Genomic DNA, 17,117 nt, shown 5'->3' on the forward strand with positions numbered 1-17,117 from the left:
ACACGTTGCGCTTGGTGTCAATTCTACACTGTAGTATTCTTTTAATCTTTTACAGATCCTACATATTCTGGTTAGGTTCTAACAGGACCAAGCAATAATTTTAGCTCGTCCGTGTTCACTTCTGTAAACCAATCATTGCTTTGTAAAAACTCTACTTGGTTAAATGATACGATATCGGACGGGGTTACCGCAAAAATAGTTGCGATGACTTCATATAAGCGTAATTGCTCAACATTTTTTTTCCGCCATTTCTTTTCTACACAAAAACGCCATAGTTCTTCAGCTGTAATAGCATCGTACTGAAAGTGCTTAAATTCTTCTATCTTACTATCAATTGCCGGACGAATTTTTTCAAATAGTTGCGCATGTTGCATACTCATTTTGAATCATCTCCAATCAAAGTTGTATCGTAAGACGTATTTGCATACAAATAGTGTAAATGAATTTTTGCGGCTTGAGAAGGGACGGATGGCATGAGTTCTTTTGTACGTGGTACATTATTTTTAATGTTTGTTATTTTTTTATCTAAACTTTTTGGCTTCTTTTATAGAATACAATTTATGCGTATTGCTGGTGAAGAGGCTGTCGGTATTTATATGACCGCCTATCCTGCATTTATTTTCTTCATCTCACTCATTCAATTAGGACTACCTATCGCTGTGGCTAAAATTGTGGCAGAGTTACTAGCAAGAAATAAACGAGAAAGCATTTTCGGTGTTATGCGTACGGCCATTCTCTGGTCGTTTATTGGTATGATTGTTTTTATGCCACTCGTTGCACTCACTATACCATATATCTCTTCCACTCTTTTACATAATGAACAAACAACATTTACACTATGGATTGCACTCTTTGCTGTACCTGTATCTGTTGGCTCTGGTTTATTGCGTGCTTATTTACAAGGTGTCGCAAAAATTACGCCAACAGCTTGGGCACAAATGCTTGAACAAATTGTACGCATTGGTTTCATTACCTTCATGCTACCCTTTGTGGCTGCTTATAATAATGCTGCAGTTACAGCGGCCTCCGCAATGGGTATTACGCTTCTAGCCGAAGTGGTGGCTTTCTTGTATTTATGGCTCCACTATATCGTTTCAAAGAAAAAATTATTAACACGAAAAAGCAAAGTTGAGTCCTACCCTGCGACTCCAATGCTACGAGTTGCCCTGCCGTCTGCTGGAAGCAAGCTTTTTGGCTCCTTCACTTGGTTTTTAGAGCCAATTATATTTTTAAAAGCATTAACAATGGCAGGTCTAACTGCTTCTGCTGCAACCATTTTATATGGGGTCATTTCAGGCGTTTTAGTGCCACTTCTATTATTCCCAGCATTCGTATCCACCGCATTGTCAATCGTGCTTATACCCGCTGTTAGTGATGCCGTAGCACGTCAACATACATCTCTCTTACAGGAGAGGATTTCTGTATCATTACGCCTTTCCTCTTTGGTAGGTTGCTTTGCCGCTACGTATTTTTTTATTCATGGGGACGAACTTGCGATGAAGCTCTTCCACTTAGAGGAAAACCGTGGCTATGTGAAAATTTTAGCGCCAATTTTTTATTTTTATTATATTCAAAGTCCACTACATTCGATACTGCAAGCCATTGGCGAGGCTCGAGCTGCGATGATGAACTCCATTTATGGTGGCTTTGGTAAATTATTTGTCATGTTTGTTCTTGCTTCACAATCAGGTATACAAGAAAAAGGTGCGGTTGTAGCCATTGGTTTTGGTGTTTTGCTCACGTCATTCTTGCATATTGCGACTGTACGACAACGTAAAAATTTACGCGCTGGCTTCCGTATGTTTGTTGTTCCTTATAGTTGCTTTATAGCTGTTTGTCTTGCTCAATATTTCATCATGCAATTCATGCCGCTTCCCTTTATTTTAAGTAGTTGTGTAACAATATTTTTACTGTTCACATTCTTATTATTTTCCAATCAGCTACGCATGACAGATTTACGTTATATTCGTAAACTGGCAAAAAAAGTTTAGGATTCTTTTAGTTGGATATGAAGTCGATTGTCTTCCCATATACAAAAAAACACCGCGCTACTATTCTTGATATTGTTTTTAGCAAGCTCTGCTAGTAACCATTCAACATCCTTATGCATGATCATTAAATGCCTTTCTTGTATATCACCATCGATGATAAGTGGATAGACAAAAGCCTTCTCGTCTTTTTTATAAACGGAAAGATTGCCAGAAGGCTCTAAATACGCATACGTGATTTCAGTAATAGAAGCGATACCATTCTCACGTAATTGTTGACATAAATCATCTAAATTATAGCGTTGCTTGCGCATCTCACTTTCTAAGATGACACCATCTCTTACAAGTAACGCTGGTTCACCATCCACTAAATCACGTATTTTTTTATTTTTCAATGACAAATAGGCACTTACAATTTGAATGATAAGCAATATGAGTATTGGTAAAATTGCATTAAATAATGGGTTTTCATAGTCATCCAGCGCAAATGCTGCTACCTCTGCAATTAAAACAAATACAACTAAATCAATCACAGATAGCTCGCCAACTTCTCGTTTACCCATCAAACGAAAAACAATTAGTATGAACACGTATAGAAAACATGTTCTAAATATAATCATGAAATATTCTTCCATACAGACACCCCCATACTATCAAGGTGACCGTGTATGCTACTTTTTATACAAAAAAAAGCTGTGTCAAAAATGTATCACCATTTCACGACAAAGCTTCCAGAATTGTACAAGGCGCTGTCCAATAAAATTTGGAACAACGCCTTTTAACATTATTTTTGGTCATTTGCGACACGTCCGATTGCTTGACGGTCAAATTTCACACGTACATTATCAGCGATGATTAATGTCACAGATGTGTCCTCGATTGAATCAATAACACCATGTAAGCCACCGATTGTAATAATTTTATCACCACGCTGTATGCTACTTTGCATATTTTGTGTTTCCTGTTGTCTTTTTTTAGCAGGACGGATTAAAATAAACCACATCGCAACGAACATAATCACAATCATTATTAAGCCAGAATATTGCTCCATAATTCTTGCCCCCTTTCCAAATCTCACTTTTTTAGTATAGACTATTCCACCCTAAAAAAGCGATGGACAAGCCCAAAATTTTTCTATATTATCAATAGTTTTTCTATTACAGGTAAAATCTCGCTAATTTCCATTCCAAAATTAGAAGTTTTTTGCATTCGGTCCGTTAAACCCATACTTCTCGAAAAATTCTTCACGGAAATCACCTAGGCGGTCCTCACGAATCGCTTCACGCACCTGCTCCATTAATTTCAAAAGGAAGTGCAAGTTATGATAAGACGTTAAACGAATTCCAAATGTCTCTTCTGTACGAATTAAATGACGCACATAGGCACGAGAATAGTTTTTACAAGTATAGCAATCGCAGTTTGGATCGATTGGACCAAAATCACGAGCATACTTCGCATTTTTCACAACTAAGCGACCTTCAGATGTCATTAAAGTTCCGTTACGTGCAATACGTGTCGGTAATACACAGTCAAACATATCAATCCCACGAATCGCTCCGTCAATCAGTGAATCCGGTGAACCAACACCCATTAAATAACGGGGCTTGTTTTCAGGCATTAATGGCGTCGTGAATTCTAATACTTTGTTCATGATATCTTTGGGCTCACCCACTGATAAACCACCGATTGCATAGCCTGGGAAGTCAAGCTCTACTAAAGCTTCTGCCGAGCGACGACGTAAATCTTCGTATTCTCCGCCTTGAATAATCCCAAATAAACCTTGATCTTCTTGACGAGCATGTGCTTCTTTACAACGCTTCGCCCACCGTGTTGTACGGTCTACCGATTTCAACATATATTCATGTGTAGCAGGGTAGGGTGGACATTCATCAAATGCCATCATAATATCTGAACCAAGATCATTTTGAATTTCCATTGCCTTTTCTGGACTTAAAAATAGCTTGTCCCCGTTCAAATGGTTACGGAAATGGACACCTTCTTCTTCAATTTTACGGAATTGGCTAAGTGAGAACACTTGGAAACCACCTGAATCCGTTAAAATTGGGCGATCCCAGTTCATGAATTTATGCAAGCCACCAGCTTCCTTAACGATATCATTACCTGGACGTAGCCATAAGTGATACGTATTCGAAAGAATAATGCCTGCATTCATTTCTTTTAATTCTTCAGGAGACATCGTTTTAACAGTTGCCTGTGTCCCGACTGGCATAAATGCTGGCGTTTCAAATGATCCGTGCGGTGTATGCACGATACCAAGACGTGCCCCCGTTTGCTTACATGTATGGAGTAGCTCATAACGAATTGCTGGTTGTGTCATAAAATAAATAATCCTCTCTTATCTGAAGTAAAAACAGTACTTCGATTTGTTTCCTTTATAGCCCTTTTGGTCGAATAAACATCGCATCGCCAAAGCTAAAGAAGCGATATTTTTCTTCTACAGCTTGATTATAGGCACTTAAAATAGTATCTCTTGTCGCAAGTGTACTAACAAGCATCACAAGTGTAGATTTAGGTAGATGGAAATTTGTAATTAAGCCATTCACTACGGTAAATTCATAGCCCGGATAAATGAAAATGGATGTCCATCCTTGTTCTGCACGCACTTCGCCTTCATATTTTGAGCCGATTGTTTCCAATGTACGTGTAGACGTTGTACCTACAGCGATGACATTGCCACCGTTAGCCTTCACTCGGTTAATGATTGCCGCAGCTTCTTCGGTAACACTATAAAACTCAGCATGCATTTCGTGGTTTTCAATGGCATCTACACTGACAGGACGGAAAGTTCCAAGGCCTACATGCAGTGTAATGAAAACAATTTCTACACCTTTCGCTTTCACTTGTTCTAGCAATCCCTGCGTAAAATGGAGACCTGCTGTTGGCGCCGCTGCAGAACCACGTTCCTTTGCATAAACGGTTTGATAACGCTCTTGATCATCTAGCTTCTCCCGAATATATGGCGGCAGTGGCATTTCGCCTAACTGCTCTAAAATCTCGTAAAAAATACCGTCGTAATTGAACTCAAACAAACGTCCTCCATGTTCAAGCTCACCTGTACATGTTGCTGTCAATAAACCGTCACCAAATGTCACAACAGTACCGACCTTCACACGTTTAGCTGGCTTTACAAGTGTTTCCCATTCGTCAGTTCCAGCAGTTTGCTTTAATAACAACACCTCAATATGGGCACCTGTTTCCTCTTTTACACCCATTAAGCGCGCTGGTAAGACACGTGTGTCATTTAACACAAGACAGTCCCCTGCATTTAACTCATCTAAAATATGTGCAAAATGATGATGCTCTACTTCTTCTGAACCGGGTGTAACCACCATTAAACGACTGGCAGTACGGTCCACAAGTGGTGTTTGCGCAATAAGCTCTTCTGGTAATTCAAAATCAAAATCTTCTACACGCATTAAAAAAACTTCCTTCTTCTATGTTTGTTGGGGATAATCATATCCAAAATGCTCGTAAGCTAGATGTGTTGCTACACGACCACGTGGTGTACGTTGAATAAAGCCAATTTGCATCAAATATGGCTCATACACATCTTCAATCGTCACACGTTCCTCACCTATGGAAGCAGCGAGTGTATCTAAGCCTACTGGACCTCCGCGGAAGCGCTCAATCATATTGGTCACAAGTTTATGGTCAATATGGTCAAGTCCTCTAGGATCGACTTGTAGTAACTCCAGAGCTTGCTTCGCAAGACCCTCCGTTATCATACCATCTCCAAGGACCTGTGCATAATCTCGCACTCTTTTTAGTAAACGATTGGCAATACGAGGTGTACCACGTGAACGTCTTGCCATTTCACCGGCAGCTATTTGCTCAATATCGACATCAAATAAATGTGCACTTCGTACAACTATTTCAGCGAGTGACATATCATCATAATATTCTAAGCGCAATAACACGCCAAAACGATCTCGGAGTGGTGCAGACAATGCTCCCGCTCTTGTGGTAGCACCGACGAGGGTAAATGGAGGTAAATCAAGGCGGACAGAACGGGCTTCAGGCCCCTTTCCCACAACGATATCTAAACAAAAATCCTCCATCGCTGGATAAAGCACCTCTTCAATGGCGCGAGGCAGACGATGTATTTCATCTATAAATAGTACATCACCCGGTTCAAGTGAGCTTAATATTGCCGCTAAATCCCCTGGTCGTTCTATAGCAGGACCGCTCGTCATGCGCACATTGACATTCATTTCATTGGCAATGACTACAGCTAATGTTGTTTTTCCAAGCCCAGGAGGACCGTATAACAGCACATGATCTAAACTTTCCTGACGAAGCTTGGCCGCTTCAATGAAAATTTGTAGGTTCTCTTTCACCTTATGTTGTCCAATATATTGCGTTAATCTTTGTGGTCGAAGGGATAATTCAAACTGGTCATCATAGCTACCTGCTTCACTTGCCATCATTCGTTCTGACATGTACTTGCCCTCCTCTCGTTATTTTAACTTTAATAGGTATTGCAATGCTTGTTTCATATAGGCATCTGTCGTTTCAAGTTTATCATTATCCTCAAGCTGCGGACGAATTTTTTCTAGTTCTTTTTCAGAATAACCAAGCGCCAATAGAGCGAGTATGGCTTCTTCAAGTTCATGCTTATGTGGATTCACCCCAAATAAAGGTAACTCATCATCTGTACTAGGTAATTCGATTGTATCCAGTAAGGAACCAAGCTTGCCTTTTAAATCTAAAATCATTTGACGGGCTGTTTTTTTACCCACTCCTGGGAATTTCACTAAAAATGTCTCATCTTCGCGTTCAATTGCACTGATAACCTGTTGCGGGTTACCTGTCGCTAAAATTGCGAGTGCACCCTTTGGCCCAATACCTGATACTAAAATCAGCTTGCGAAATAGCTCTCGTTGATCTAAATTTGGAAAACCATACAGCACTTGTGCATCCTCACGTACATGCAAATGAACATAAATTTGTTGTTCGACTGCCGTTGTGCGAAACGCAAATGGGTTAGGTGTATTCAACTGCCAGCCAATCCCTTGTTGCTCAAGCACTATATATTCTGGGGTAATACGCATTACTTGCCCTTTTAAATAATCATACATAATAAAATCCCTCACATTCATCGTCTTCGATTATAGCATATAGCGAACGAATGCTCGACTATAATAAATGACAATAGTGGCCGTTCACACACAAAAATGACCGCCCATGGACGGTCATTTTTTCATGAATCTATCAATATCGTACCACAGTTTCGGCCAGTATGTGAGAGCTCGTTTGGTAAACGGTATTAAATAATCTAAAAATACGAGCTGTTGCTCTAAAGGTAAGTCCACTGCAAAAAGCCATTCCCGTAATAACTCATTTGGAAATTTTAAACGATGATACTTTCTTCTATCTAAACGCCGAAGCTCAGGTAACTCTGCTAAAATTTTACCAAGGTCATAGTCCACTGCTGGCAATACACGATGTAACCATAAAATATATTCATCATCCGCTTCACCTAGATGTGCTAAATCAAAATCGATTAAGCGTAATTCTCCGTCACTACACCATAAAAAATTATGATGGACGACATCTCCGTGTAAGAGTGTAATATCTTTTTCTGGCACATCCTCCATAGCAATTAGCTGTAATGACTTTTCACTATAGTGAACGATTTGATCCACTTCTTCTTTCGTTAAAAATGCACGAAAATCATTCCGCCTACTTTTAAAACGCAGGTGACGCATTTGCCATTTTAAAAGTTGCGAATACGTGTGCATGCCTGGTACTCGCTGCCAAGCTATTTTTTTATGTGTCTCATGTAAAGCCATTAATAGCTTTAGAGATTGCTCACGATCTTTTTTATGTGCAAAATTCGCACTATGACTCCCCTCTTGCCACAATTGCACGATCATCTGCTCATCATCACTTTGTACTAAAGGCAGGACGAGTGAGGGAGCAAGACGTCCAAGTTGACGATGAATTGCCCTCACCTTTTCTGCTACTTCTAATTGCTTTGCTCTTTTGACAAAGTAATTATTCGATCGGTAATTATACTTCCAAATGTTAGGCTTTACTTCCTCTACAATATAAGCTTTTTCACCATCGATAAGGCGTCATCCCGCCTGGGAAAAAATGCGGGGACATCCATGGACCACACGTTGGGCACGGCGTCGGACATGGTGGCGGACAGTTGCATGGGTCAAATTGCCAATTTGGCATCATCGCTGGCTGTGAGCCACAACCACAAGACTGCCCCATTTGCATCTCTGGCATTGGATCAAAATGATGCTTGATATGTGCATCATTTACCGGGAAGAATGGAGATGTGCTTGACTCTAAGAAATGACCTGCTCCAGCAACGTTACTCGCAGGCATTGGACATGGACATGGTGCTGGTGGCGGCGGCATTGAACATGGCTCTACTTGTGGGTGCATATGGTGCATCGGTTGCATTTGATGCATTTGATGCATCGGTTGCATTGGCATATGCCACCACATTTGATGATGCATCGGCTGATGGCAACTCGGACAATGTGGCATCATTGGCATTTGTGGCATTATATGAACTGGTGGTGGTGGTGGTGGCGGCGCTGGATGAGCTATTGGTGGTGGTGCTGGTGCTGGTGGCGGTGGTTGAATTTGAATTGGTGGTAAAACAGGATGTTCAACTTGTGGCATGACTAATTGTTGGTTCCAATTAAGCTCAACAGGCTGAGGCACCCACATTGGTTGCTGTGGCATTGGTTGTGGCATCGGCATTGGAAATGGTATAGGAATCATTTGTGGCGCAGGCATTGGCATCGGTGGCGGTGCAACAATAGGAGGCGCGGGCATTGGCTTCTGCACCTCTTTTTTAACACTTTCCTTCACAGGCTTATGAGTAGGCATCTCTTTATGAATTTGTGTCTCCTTATGCTGTGTTCCTTGATGATGTGCTCCTTGGTTATGTGTTTCCTTGTGTATTTTTTCAGGCAAAATAATTTCCATGCCCGGTACAATATAATCAGGGTTGGCAAGATGGACATTGAGCCGCTTCAAATCTTCAAACGAAATGCCGTACTCTTTCGCAATCTTCCACAATGTATCTCCCTTTTGAACAATATGAATACGCAATTTTTTCCTCCCTTCCTCTCTTCGTATCATATGTTCAATGTTTCATTTGGATACAAAAAATTCACGCATGTTGTAAAAGCTTCATGGTACACTATTGCTTAAGGAATACGTTTCCTTCATTACAGGCAGAGGTGATCTCTTATGAAAAAAATGTTAGGCGAAGAACGCCGACTGCAAATTCTAGCACAACTAAAAAAAAGCAATACACCTATAACAGGAACAGACTTAGCTAAATTTGCTAATGTTTCAAGACAAGTCATTGTCAATGATATAACATTATTAAAGGCTAGAAATGAACCCATTATTGCAACGAGCCAAGGCTATATTTATATGCATCAGAACCAACTATACCAAACTGTTGAACGTACCATTCCATGTTTTCACACCCCGGAGGATGCAAAAGATGAGCTCATGGTGATTGTTGATTGTGGTGGTACTGTGAAAAACGTAATTGTCGAACACCCTATATACGGAGAGATTACAGCTTCCATTATGGTGTCTAATCGCCATGATGTTGAAAAATTTGTGCAAAGCGTTAACGATACACAAGCTAACTATTTATCTGCTCTAACAGGTGGTACACATCTTCATGTCATTTCTGCTCCATCTGTAGAAATTTTAGATTTAATTGAACATAATCTTCAAAAAAAAGGCTATCTAGTTATAGATCAATAAAGTCTGAAACTTTATGCTTTCTAAAAAAGAGGTATCCCATTTGCGTTTGGGATACCTCTTTTATCGGCGATTTTTTCTCCTGCTCATTTACTAGTAGAGTCTTACCATTCACCTATCTTCACAAAAAACGAGCTCTCCCAAAAAAATTGGGCGCTCCAGAGTAGTTAGAGAAATCTTTTTCGTTGCGAAGGTGTTGGTATTAGACATTGCTCTTTTTTACCAAAAAGACGATAACGATTTTCAGCAAATTTTTTGTATATAACATTTCGTATAAAGGAAGGTATAACAACGAAAACATAACAGGTAGGCCACAAGCTATCTAAACGTCGACTAATTTTTAGAGCCGCTGTGGATTCAAAATAAGCGTAACCATGCTCTATTAATATGACACTATCTATGTTTGTTGGAACTTTATATGTTGCAAGAATTTCCTGCCCAACTTCACTTTGAATCGAGGCAAACTGGAAGTAAGCATTCTGATCACGTTTAATAATAAACTGCACACTACTATGGCAAAAATTACAAACCCCGTCAAACAGAATAATACCACCCATCACAGCACCTCCTAACCGATTTAGGTCTCGTCAGATGTTAGATAGGTAAAGTATGTACCAAGTGACTTTACCTTACAGCCTAAGGCAGCTAACTCTTCCATAGCCCCTCGCATCATCGGTTCTTTCTCATCCGCTAATACATCAATCATGAAGAAATAATCACCCAGTCCTGTTTTCAATGGACGTGACTCGATTTTACTTAAATTTAGCTGGCGCCATGCAAATACTGAAAGTACCTGATGTAATGCCCCTGAACGGTCCGTTGGTAAGGTTATCATGAAGGTTGTTTTTGCCTGTCCCTCTGATAATTCCTGCGGTAAACGTTTGTTTTGTTTTGATAATACCAAGAAACGAGTATGGTTAAAGTGAAAATCATGGATATTTGATTGCACGATGTCTAAGCCATATCTTTCAGCTGCTGCTGCGTTACCAACTGCTGCGATGCACTCATTCGGATTTTCAGATACAAATTTTGCCGCTGCCGCTGTTGATGTTGTTTGATGTAACGGAACATCGCTGAAACGGTAGAATAAGTATTTATGACACTGTGCTAACGCATGTGGATGCGAATACACGCCCTTAATGGACTCCCATTTGTCCTGTTGTGCTTTGTTCACCATTAAATGTTGCTGTATTTTCAGTTGTAATTCACCTGTTACATAAAGCGTCGCTTCATGAAATAAATAATCTAGAGTTAATGGTACTGAGCCCTCTAATGCATTTTCTAGAGGTACAACTGCTAAATCAACCTTTCCTTCCGCTACTGCCTCAATACACTCTGGGATCGTGGTACATGGGACTAGCCATTCACTAGGGAAGATAGCTTTTGTTGCCAAGTATGTAAAGGATGCTTCTGGTCCTAAATAGGCAATTCGTTTCTCCCAATTTTGCTCTGTCATTGAATTTACCTCCTTCGCTACAATTGGTAGCCTATACATCATTTTTAATTTTTCGAAAACTTCTTCTAAAAAAGAAAGGGGCGTTCTACAAGCCCTTTCTTTGAAATAGTTTTCATGCCTATAGAAGGAGGTGACTCAGATTTATCTCTGAGCCACCCCTTTTACAATGCTCCAGAACTAATAACTTCCGCAGACTCTACAAAATCTAAGCGCTTAAGCTGATGCAATAAATCATCAAGCTCACAGCTCATGCTTGTTACATCTAATGACAGTGTAACATTGGCACGACCTTGAATTGGAATCGTTTGATGGATTGTAAGTATATTACAATGCGTGTTTGTTACAGTTTCTAAAAGTTTGGCAAGTGTTCCTTTACGGTCCTGAAGTTGTAAAAAGACTGTTAAAATCCGTTCTTGCACAATAGAGTGGAAAGGAAAAACAGCATCACGATATTTGTAAAACGCACTACGCGATAAATCCACTTGTTTTACCGCATCCCATATGGAAGATACCGTACCACTTGAAAGTAAGTGTTTCGCCTCCAAAGTTTTTTGCATAGCATCTGTCAAAACGTCTTCACGAACTAAATAATATCGCTGGTTAGCAACGTTTTTCATACTCTTCCCCCTAAAACCTATTCTTAGTCGACAAATTCAAATTCGAATTCTAATAAGCGTACAATATCCCCATTTTGTGCACCACGTTCGCGTAATGCTTCATCGACGCCCATACCACGTAATTGGCGTGCAAAACGACGTACACCGTCCTCACGGCTGAAGTCTGTCATTTTGAAGATACGCTCAATCGCATATCCACCAAGAATGAATGTACCATCAGGATCACGAGAGATTTCGATTGAATCTGCTTCAGTTTGGTGTTTGTAAAGTACCGTTGCATCTGATTCTTCATCTAGATCATCGAATAATGGGAATTCAGGAGTCACTTCCAGTAAGTCGGCAATTTCAAATAATACCGGCTTTAAGCCTTGGCGAGAAACCGCTGATACTGGGAAGATTTTCACATCTTCGCCCACTTTTTTACGGAAAATTTCTAAGTTTTCCTCTGCATCTGGCATGTCCATTTTATTTGCCACAATAATTTGCGGACGTTCTGTTAAACGAAGATTATATTGTTGTAGCTCATCGTTGATTGTTAAGTAATCTTCATAAGGGTCGCGACCTTCCATACCCGACATATCAATTACATGCACGATAACACGTGTACGTTCAATATGACGGAGGAACTGGTGACCTAGACCAACACCTTCGTGCGCACCTTCGATTAAACCTGGTAAATCGGCCATTGCAAAGCTACGATGATCATCCGTTTCAACCATTCCTAAGTTCGGTACGATTGTAGTGAAATGATAAGCACCTATTTTTGGCTTTGCCGCAGAAACAACAGATAATAATGTTGATTTACCCACACTTGGGAAGCCAACTAATCCTACATCTGCCAGTACTTTCAACTCTAATATAACATTTAATTCTTGTCCTGGCTCACCTTTTTCGGAAAGTTCTGGAGCAGGATTGGCTGGTGTTGCAAAGCGGGAATTCCCGCGACCACCACGGCCAGATTTTGCGATAGTCGCTTGTTGACCATGCTCGACTAAATCGGCAATAACAACGCCTGTTTCTTCGTTCATTACGACCGTGCCCGGTGGTACTTTAACGATTAAATCATCTGCACGTCTACCATGCATCCCTTTACTCATACCATGCTCACCACGGTCAGCCTTGAAGTTGCGTTTGTAGCGGAAATCCATTAACGTTCGCAGTCCTTCTTCAACTTGAAAAACAACATTGCCACCGTGACCACCATCGCCACCGGCTGGACCACCATTCGGTACAAATTTTTCACGACGGAAGGCTACCATTCCATCCCCACCGTCGCCACCTTTTACATAAATCTTGACGTGATCGACAAACATTTAATTCACTCCCTGCTTGCACTCAATACATATATCCAAGACGTATTTGTCTCTTCCTCTGTTTGAATGTCAAATTGTTTCAAACCTTTTTCGGTGAATGCATCAGCACTCCAGTGTCCATTTAGCGTGAATGTTACAGCAAATGTATGGTCGTCGACACACACATGAATCGCTAAACTCTGTTCAGTAAATGGATCTAATGTATCATAAACATGTATAACTGTTTTATTTAAGTATTCTACAACTGCCGCATCAATATTATTCGTGACAGGTTTGCTAATCTCACCACTAATTTTCATTGGCAACGAAGGATAGCGCCAATTTGCTGTTTGTAGCCACTCCATCGTTTGTGGTAACTGTAGTCGATTTATGCTAGAAAGCACCCGTAATTGTTCAGAAAAATTTTGAATAAGTTTCTTTGATTCATCGATTCTACCTAAATCTAAATTCATGCGAATTAGTTGAAGCTGATTCACATAATCATGATTTGCAAAACGTAATACTTCACTAATGGTTAGTGATTGACTGTTCATCCCATTCACTCCAATAAAGTTATCTTCATTAGTATAACAAGTTTTGACGTTTTTTTCTCTTAATTCCTCACAACAAATATGCTTTTTGAAGAAAAAAAAGGACTGCAATAAATGCAGCCCTCCGCTTTATGATCATATTGATGAAAATTAAGCTTGTTGAGTTTCTGGGTATACAGATACTTGTTTGCGATCGCGACCTAAGCGTTCGAATTTAACAACGCCGTCTACTTTAGCAAATAGTGTATCATCACCACCACGACCTACGTTTGTACCTGGGTAAATTTTTGTACCGCGTTGACGGTAAAGAATAGAACCACCAGTTACGAATTGGCCATCAGCACGTTTAGCGCCAAGTCGTTTAGACTCAGAGTCACGTCCGTTTTTAGTAGAACCTACCCCTTTTTTCGATGCGAAAAGTTGAAGGTCTAATGCTAATAACAATTTCATTCTGTTCCACCTCCTACTTGGTTGTAGTTGATTTGGATATATTGCCCGTAATTTTGCACCATAGAATATACTTGAGCAGTCATTACCTGGACAATTAATTGTAGTTTTGCATCAATTTCAGGCTCTAAATCTGTTGGTAAATCTACCTTTAGATAGCCTCCACCTTCAGCTGCTTGTTCAACTTCCGGTTGTAATTGTAATAGTGCATAAATAGCATTCACCGTGCCAATAGCAATGGTAGATGCTCCTGCACATACTAAATCTTTACCAGATTCGTCGTACTCAGCATGTCCTGAAAATTCGAATGCAGACACATGTCTATTTTCATCATGATGTATCGTAACTTGTATCACTCGTTACACCTCACAATTAAGCGTTGATAGACTCAACAACTAATTTTGTGTAAGGTTGACGGTGACCTTGTTTACGACGGTAGTTCTTTTTAGCTTTCAATTTGAAAACAACGATTTTCTTTTGACGGCCTTCTTTCACAGCTTTAGCTGTTACTGTAGCGCCTTCTACGAATGGAGCTCCAACTTTAACGTTTTCGCCACCTACGAATAAAACTTTATCGAAAGTTACAACTTCGTCAGCTTCTACGCCTAATTTCTCAACATAGATTTCTTGACCAGCTTCTACTTTGATTTGTTTACCACCAGTTTCAATAATTGCGTACATTTTACTGCACCTCCTCTTAGACTCAGACTCGCCTGTATATGAAGGTGATCATAAGGATACTTAAACCTTCCCAGAGCGGTTGTAGTAGCACGGGTGCTACAAACAATAACATTAAAATATTACCATATGATATTTCTTAAGTCAACCTGTTCAAGACATATTTCTCAAAAGCAAAACGATATTTTCGGTAATTCCATTCTTTGATTACTTGAAGCCATATAAATAGACAAAGAACAGCTAAAAAAATAGACTGCGGCAAGTAACTCATTGTCAATATAAATAATAGCGTTACAATGGCAAGACAAAACGAGTAGTAATATTCAAATGCACGCACAGTCGGACAAAATAAGAATAAACATGCGATCAATATTCTTCCCCCATCTAGTGGGAGTATTGGGCATACATTAACAGCCAGTAACACAAGCTGTACCTCGATGAGCTTAATAGCAAGTAGCTCGGGCATAAAAAAAGCAAGACCAATCCCTAATACCGTAGCGATTGGTCCTCCTAAAGCAATCCATAGTAGCGATGTTGCCTGCACAACTGCTGGATTATCAAATTCAATTTCCCCCCCATATGGTGTAATAACACAACATTTTATCTTTACACCACAAATTTTTGCTGCCAATAAATGTCCTGCTTCATGCCAGAGTAACGAGGATAAAATAATAGCATAGTAAGCAATTTGACCGCTAAAAATCATTATAAACACCAGAGGGATACATAATATATGCAATTTAATCTTCATCATTATCCGTTTGAAGCCACTGCACTATTTGCTCTAAATTATAGTGAGTATCATCTTTTTCAATCGATAAATACAGTTGTCCAGCATGTTTCATGCCAATTAAATCATTTGCCTGCACTGTAGTATATGGCAATTGAGCTAAACTATCGAGCATACCATAGGATACTGTTGTGCCATCCTCATAGCTAATGGTCATCGTTTTGCCAGTATATTTTGTATGGCCTGTAAAAACAACTAGCCCACTTTGCCCTGCATACACAGGAAGTCCAACATCATACTGCATTAAAAAACCTTCTTTAAAAACCTGCGCATTGGCGAAATTTAATAGTTCAGTTTGCCCTATATCACTCGATACCATAATGGTTTCCTCTTCTTTATTTAACCAACTTTGCCCGAGCTCACTTAAATACGTTATATCTGCTGATGTTGTGACAAGCTTTCGCACAGGTGTTTCCAATACGCCTTGATCTTCTAAACGAATAACGAGCATGATTGCAGCCACGAGTAATATCATGACAATCCATTTCCACTTTTTAAACAAGCCCTCATCCTTTTTTCACACTATATGAGGTTGCATGTCCATTCATGCACAAGAAATGTATATTCTCATCGATTGCCCGTTCTGGCTTTTGATACAGGTAAACTTGTCCTGGTGGAGCAATGACTGTTGAGGAATACTTGCGCTAAAGAATTCGTATGCAAGTGACAACTATTTATTGTTCCTTAACAAGAAAAAAACCTTTCGCGCGATTGCACGAAAAGGTCTTAATTATCTTGAAAATAATGCTTTGAATTTTGAAAACATGCCTCTATGTTCATCTTCAATGGCCATGAGCGGCACTGATTCTCCTAATATGCGTCGTGCAATATTACGATAACCTAAAGATGCTTTATTGGCGGGGTCCATCACTACAGGTTCTCCTTTATTTGACGACGAAATAACACCCTCACTATCGACGATAATACCTAACAAATCAATCGACAGATGAGTTGTAATTTCATTGACATCCAAAGTATCACCGCTTTTCATCATATGCTGACGAATACGGTTAATAATTAGTTTCGGTGCCGTAATTTCCTCTTGCTCGAGCAGTCCAATAATGCGATCCGCATCACGCACAGCTGAAATTTCTGGTGTCGTTACTACAATTGCATGGTCTGCACCAGCTACAGCATTACGATAGCCTTGTTCGATACCTGCTGGACAATCAATTAAAATATAATCATAGTCTCTTTTTAATTCCTCTATTAAGCTCTTCATCTGCTCAGGCGTGACAGCATTCTTATCTGTCGTTTGAGCAGCAGGTAGTAAAAATAGTTTGTCATCAACACGTTTATCTTTAATTAGAGCTTGATGTATCTTACAACGTCCTTCAATAACATCAACTAAATCATAAATAATACGATTTTCCAGACCAAGAATTACGTCTAAATTCCGTAATCCAATATCCGTATCAACCAAACATACTTTTTTACCTTGTAGAGCCAATGCAGTCCCAAGGTTAGCCGTAGACGTCGTTTTCCCGACACCGCCCTTACCTGAAGTTATGACGATCGCTTCTCCCAC

Annotated in this window: 22 protein-coding genes and 1 other annotated feature; of the genes, 2 read left to right on the forward strand and 20 right to left on the reverse strand. The window is 39.9% G+C overall.

Features of this window, described 5'->3' with window-relative positions; translation table 11 throughout:
* Positions 1–71: 71 nt before the first annotated feature.
* On the reverse strand, positions 72–380 hold the full coding sequence (locus tag ACQKII_RS06065) for a post-transcriptional regulator (protein ID WP_143995593.1): 309 nt from the start codon (positions 378–380) through the stop codon (positions 72–74).
* A 93-nt stretch (positions 381–473) separates the two neighbouring features.
* Here ACQKII_RS06065 and ACQKII_RS06070 point away from each other — a divergent pair, with 93 nt between their 5' ends.
* Positions 474–1,991 (forward strand): putative polysaccharide biosynthesis protein, encoded by a 1,518-nt coding sequence (locus ACQKII_RS06070; RefSeq protein ID WP_427457288.1) that lies wholly within the window; start codon positions 474–476, stop codon positions 1,989–1,991.
* Here ACQKII_RS06070 and ACQKII_RS06075 read toward each other — a convergent pair.
* From ACQKII_RS06075 to ACQKII_RS06110, 8 genes are all read right to left on the reverse strand, one after another.
* On the reverse strand, positions 1,988–2,623 hold the full coding sequence (locus ACQKII_RS06075; RefSeq protein ID WP_427457290.1) for a DUF421 domain-containing protein: 636 nt from the start codon (positions 2,621–2,623) through the stop codon (positions 1,988–1,990). The genes ACQKII_RS06070 and ACQKII_RS06075 overlap by 4 nt on opposite strands.
* Before the next feature lie 149 nt (positions 2,624–2,772).
* Positions 2,773–3,039, reverse strand: coding sequence for a preprotein translocase subunit YajC (gene yajC / locus ACQKII_RS06080; RefSeq protein ID WP_427457292.1), 267 nt, complete (start codon positions 3,037–3,039; stop codon positions 2,773–2,775).
* 141 nt (positions 3,040–3,180) lie between these two features.
* Positions 3,181–4,326 (reverse strand): tRNA guanosine(34) transglycosylase Tgt, encoded by a 1,146-nt coding sequence (gene tgt / locus ACQKII_RS06085; RefSeq protein WP_427457294.1) that lies wholly within the window; start codon positions 4,324–4,326, stop codon positions 3,181–3,183.
* Positions 4,327–4,381: 55 nt separating this feature from the next.
* The gene (queA, locus tag ACQKII_RS06090) at positions 4,382–5,425 is read right to left on the reverse strand and encodes a tRNA preQ1(34) S-adenosylmethionine ribosyltransferase-isomerase QueA (RefSeq protein WP_427457296.1); all 1,044 of its coding nucleotides are present in this window, start codon (positions 5,423–5,425) and stop codon (positions 4,382–4,384) included.
* An 18-nt stretch (positions 5,426–5,443) separates the two neighbouring features.
* A complete protein-coding gene (gene ruvB, locus ACQKII_RS06095; protein WP_427457298.1) occupies positions 5,444–6,448 on the reverse strand; it encodes a Holliday junction branch migration DNA helicase RuvB in 1,005 nt (334 codons plus the stop codon).
* Between the two features lie 18 nt (positions 6,449–6,466).
* Positions 6,467–7,087, reverse strand: coding sequence for a Holliday junction branch migration protein RuvA (gene ruvA / locus ACQKII_RS06100; RefSeq protein ID WP_427457300.1), 621 nt, complete (start codon positions 7,085–7,087; stop codon positions 6,467–6,469).
* Positions 7,088–7,201: 114 nt separating this feature from the next.
* A complete protein-coding gene (locus ACQKII_RS06105) occupies positions 7,202–8,080 on the reverse strand; it encodes a phosphotransferase (protein ID WP_427457477.1) in 879 nt (292 codons plus the stop codon).
* Positions 8,070–9,086, reverse strand: a complete 1,017-nt coding sequence (locus ACQKII_RS06110; protein ID WP_427457302.1) for a LysM peptidoglycan-binding domain-containing protein — start codon at positions 9,084–9,086, stop codon at positions 8,070–8,072. The genes ACQKII_RS06105 and ACQKII_RS06110 overlap by 11 nt, the downstream gene beginning before the upstream one ends.
* A gap of 141 nt (positions 9,087–9,227) precedes the next feature.
* On the opposite strand from ACQKII_RS06110, the gene ACQKII_RS06115 reads away from it, so the two are divergent.
* On the forward strand, positions 9,228–9,761 hold the full coding sequence (locus ACQKII_RS06115) for a transcription repressor NadR (protein WP_427457304.1): 534 nt from the start codon (positions 9,228–9,230) through the stop codon (positions 9,759–9,761).
* A 164-nt stretch (positions 9,762–9,925) separates the two neighbouring features.
* On the opposite strand, the gene ACQKII_RS06120 is transcribed toward ACQKII_RS06115, so the two are convergent.
* From ACQKII_RS06120 to minD, 11 genes are all read right to left on the reverse strand, one after another.
* The gene (locus ACQKII_RS06120; protein WP_427457306.1) at positions 9,926–10,315 is read right to left on the reverse strand and encodes a thiol-disulfide oxidoreductase DCC family protein; all 390 of its coding nucleotides are present in this window, start codon (positions 10,313–10,315) and stop codon (positions 9,926–9,928) included.
* A gap of 20 nt (positions 10,316–10,335) precedes the next feature.
* Positions 10,336–11,214, reverse strand: a complete 879-nt coding sequence (gene pheA, locus ACQKII_RS06125; RefSeq protein WP_427457308.1) for a prephenate dehydratase — start codon at positions 11,212–11,214, stop codon at positions 10,336–10,338.
* Between the two features lie 161 nt (positions 11,215–11,375).
* Positions 11,376–11,831 carry an ACT domain-containing protein gene (locus ACQKII_RS06130; RefSeq protein ID WP_107923538.1) on the reverse strand — a complete coding sequence of 152 codons (456 nt, stop codon included), beginning with the start codon at positions 11,829–11,831 and terminating at the stop codon, positions 11,376–11,378.
* A 23-nt stretch (positions 11,832–11,854) separates the two neighbouring features.
* Positions 11,855–13,144, reverse strand: coding sequence for a GTPase ObgE (gene obgE / locus ACQKII_RS06135; protein WP_427457310.1), 1,290 nt, complete (start codon positions 13,142–13,144; stop codon positions 11,855–11,857).
* Positions 13,145–13,149: 5 nt separating this feature from the next.
* Positions 13,150–13,677: a Spo0B domain-containing protein gene (locus tag ACQKII_RS06140; RefSeq protein ID WP_427457312.1), complete on the reverse strand. Its 528-nt coding sequence runs from the start codon at positions 13,675–13,677 to the stop codon at positions 13,150–13,152.
* Positions 13,678–13,824: 147 nt separating this feature from the next.
* Positions 13,825–14,124, reverse strand: coding sequence for a 50S ribosomal protein L27 (gene rpmA, locus ACQKII_RS06145; protein ID WP_010860051.1), 300 nt, complete (start codon positions 14,122–14,124; stop codon positions 13,825–13,827).
* The gene (locus tag ACQKII_RS06150; protein WP_036130449.1) at positions 14,121–14,477 is read right to left on the reverse strand and encodes a ribosomal-processing cysteine protease Prp; all 357 of its coding nucleotides are present in this window, start codon (positions 14,475–14,477) and stop codon (positions 14,121–14,123) included. Before ACQKII_RS06150 ends, rpmA begins: the two co-directional genes overlap by 4 nt.
* Before the next feature lie 16 nt (positions 14,478–14,493).
* Positions 14,494–14,802: a 50S ribosomal protein L21 gene (gene rplU / locus ACQKII_RS06155; RefSeq protein WP_010860053.1), complete on the reverse strand. Its 309-nt coding sequence runs from the start codon at positions 14,800–14,802 to the stop codon at positions 14,494–14,496.
* A gap of 14 nt (positions 14,803–14,816) precedes the next feature.
* Positions 14,817–14,893, reverse strand: a sequence feature (ribosomal protein L21 leader region).
* 45 nt (positions 14,894–14,938) lie between these two features.
* Positions 14,939–15,505, reverse strand: a complete 567-nt coding sequence (locus tag ACQKII_RS06160) for a stage IV sporulation protein FB (protein WP_427457314.1) — start codon at positions 15,503–15,505, stop codon at positions 14,939–14,941.
* Between the two features lie 34 nt (positions 15,506–15,539).
* The gene (locus tag ACQKII_RS06165) at positions 15,540–16,091 is read right to left on the reverse strand and encodes a peptidoglycan DD-metalloendopeptidase family protein (protein WP_427457315.1); all 552 of its coding nucleotides are present in this window, start codon (positions 16,089–16,091) and stop codon (positions 15,540–15,542) included.
* A gap of 228 nt (positions 16,092–16,319) precedes the next feature.
* Entirely contained in the window at positions 16,320–17,117 is a 798-nt protein-coding gene (minD, locus tag ACQKII_RS06170; RefSeq protein WP_427457317.1) for a septum site-determining protein MinD, read from the reverse strand.

The organism is Lysinibacillus sp. NPDC048646 (assembly GCF_050272295.1).
Lineage (GTDB): Bacteria > Bacillota > Bacilli > Bacillales_A > Planococcaceae > Lysinibacillus.

Bases quoted from the DNA above. Each gene is read 5' to 3' on its own strand.
- ACQKII_RS06065 (WP_143995593.1), bottom strand. From the start codon at position 380: ATGAGTATGCAACATGCGCAACTATTTGAAAAAATTCGTCCGGCAATT.
- ACQKII_RS06070 (WP_427457288.1), top strand. From the start codon at position 474: ATGAGTTCTTTTGTACGTGGTACATTATTTTTAATGTTTGTTATTTTT.
- ACQKII_RS06075 (WP_427457290.1), bottom strand. From the start codon at position 2,623: ATGGAAGAATATTTCATGATTATATTTAGAACATGTTTTCTATACGTG.
- yajC (WP_427457292.1), bottom strand. From the start codon at position 3,039: ATGGAGCAATATTCTGGCTTAATAATGATTGTGATTATGTTCGTTGCG.
- tgt (WP_427457294.1), bottom strand. From the start codon at position 4,326: ATGACACAACCAGCAATTCGTTATGAGCTACTCCATACATGTAAGCAA.
- queA (WP_427457296.1), bottom strand. From the start codon at position 5,425: ATGCGTGTAGAAGATTTTGATTTTGAATTACCAGAAGAGCTTATTGCG.
- ruvB (WP_427457298.1), bottom strand. From the start codon at position 6,448: ATGTCAGAACGAATGATGGCAAGTGAAGCAGGTAGCTATGATGACCAG.
- ruvA (WP_427457300.1), bottom strand. From the start codon at position 7,087: ATGTATGATTATTTAAAAGGGCAAGTAATGCGTATTACCCCAGAATAT.
- ACQKII_RS06115 (WP_427457304.1), top strand. From the start codon at position 9,228: ATGAAAAAAATGTTAGGCGAAGAACGCCGACTGCAAATTCTAGCACAA.
- ACQKII_RS06120 (WP_427457306.1), bottom strand. From the start codon at position 10,315: ATGGGTGGTATTATTCTGTTTGACGGGGTTTGTAATTTTTGCCATAGT.
- pheA (WP_427457308.1), bottom strand. From the start codon at position 11,214: ATGACAGAGCAAAATTGGGAGAAACGAATTGCCTATTTAGGACCAGAA.
- ACQKII_RS06130 (WP_107923538.1), bottom strand. From the start codon at position 11,831: ATGAAAAACGTTGCTAACCAGCGATATTATTTAGTTCGTGAAGACGTT.
- obgE (WP_427457310.1), bottom strand. From the start codon at position 13,144: ATGTTTGTCGATCACGTCAAGATTTATGTAAAAGGTGGCGACGGTGGG.
- ACQKII_RS06140 (WP_427457312.1), bottom strand. From the start codon at position 13,677: ATGAACAGTCAATCACTAACCATTAGTGAAGTATTACGTTTTGCAAAT.
- rpmA (WP_010860051.1), bottom strand. From the start codon at position 14,124: ATGAAATTGTTATTAGCATTAGACCTTCAACTTTTCGCATCGAAAAAA.
- rplU (WP_010860053.1), bottom strand. From the start codon at position 14,802: ATGTACGCAATTATTGAAACTGGTGGTAAACAAATCAAAGTAGAAGCT.
- ACQKII_RS06160 (WP_427457314.1), bottom strand. From the start codon at position 15,505: ATGATTTTTAGCGGTCAAATTGCTTACTATGCTATTATTTTATCCTCG.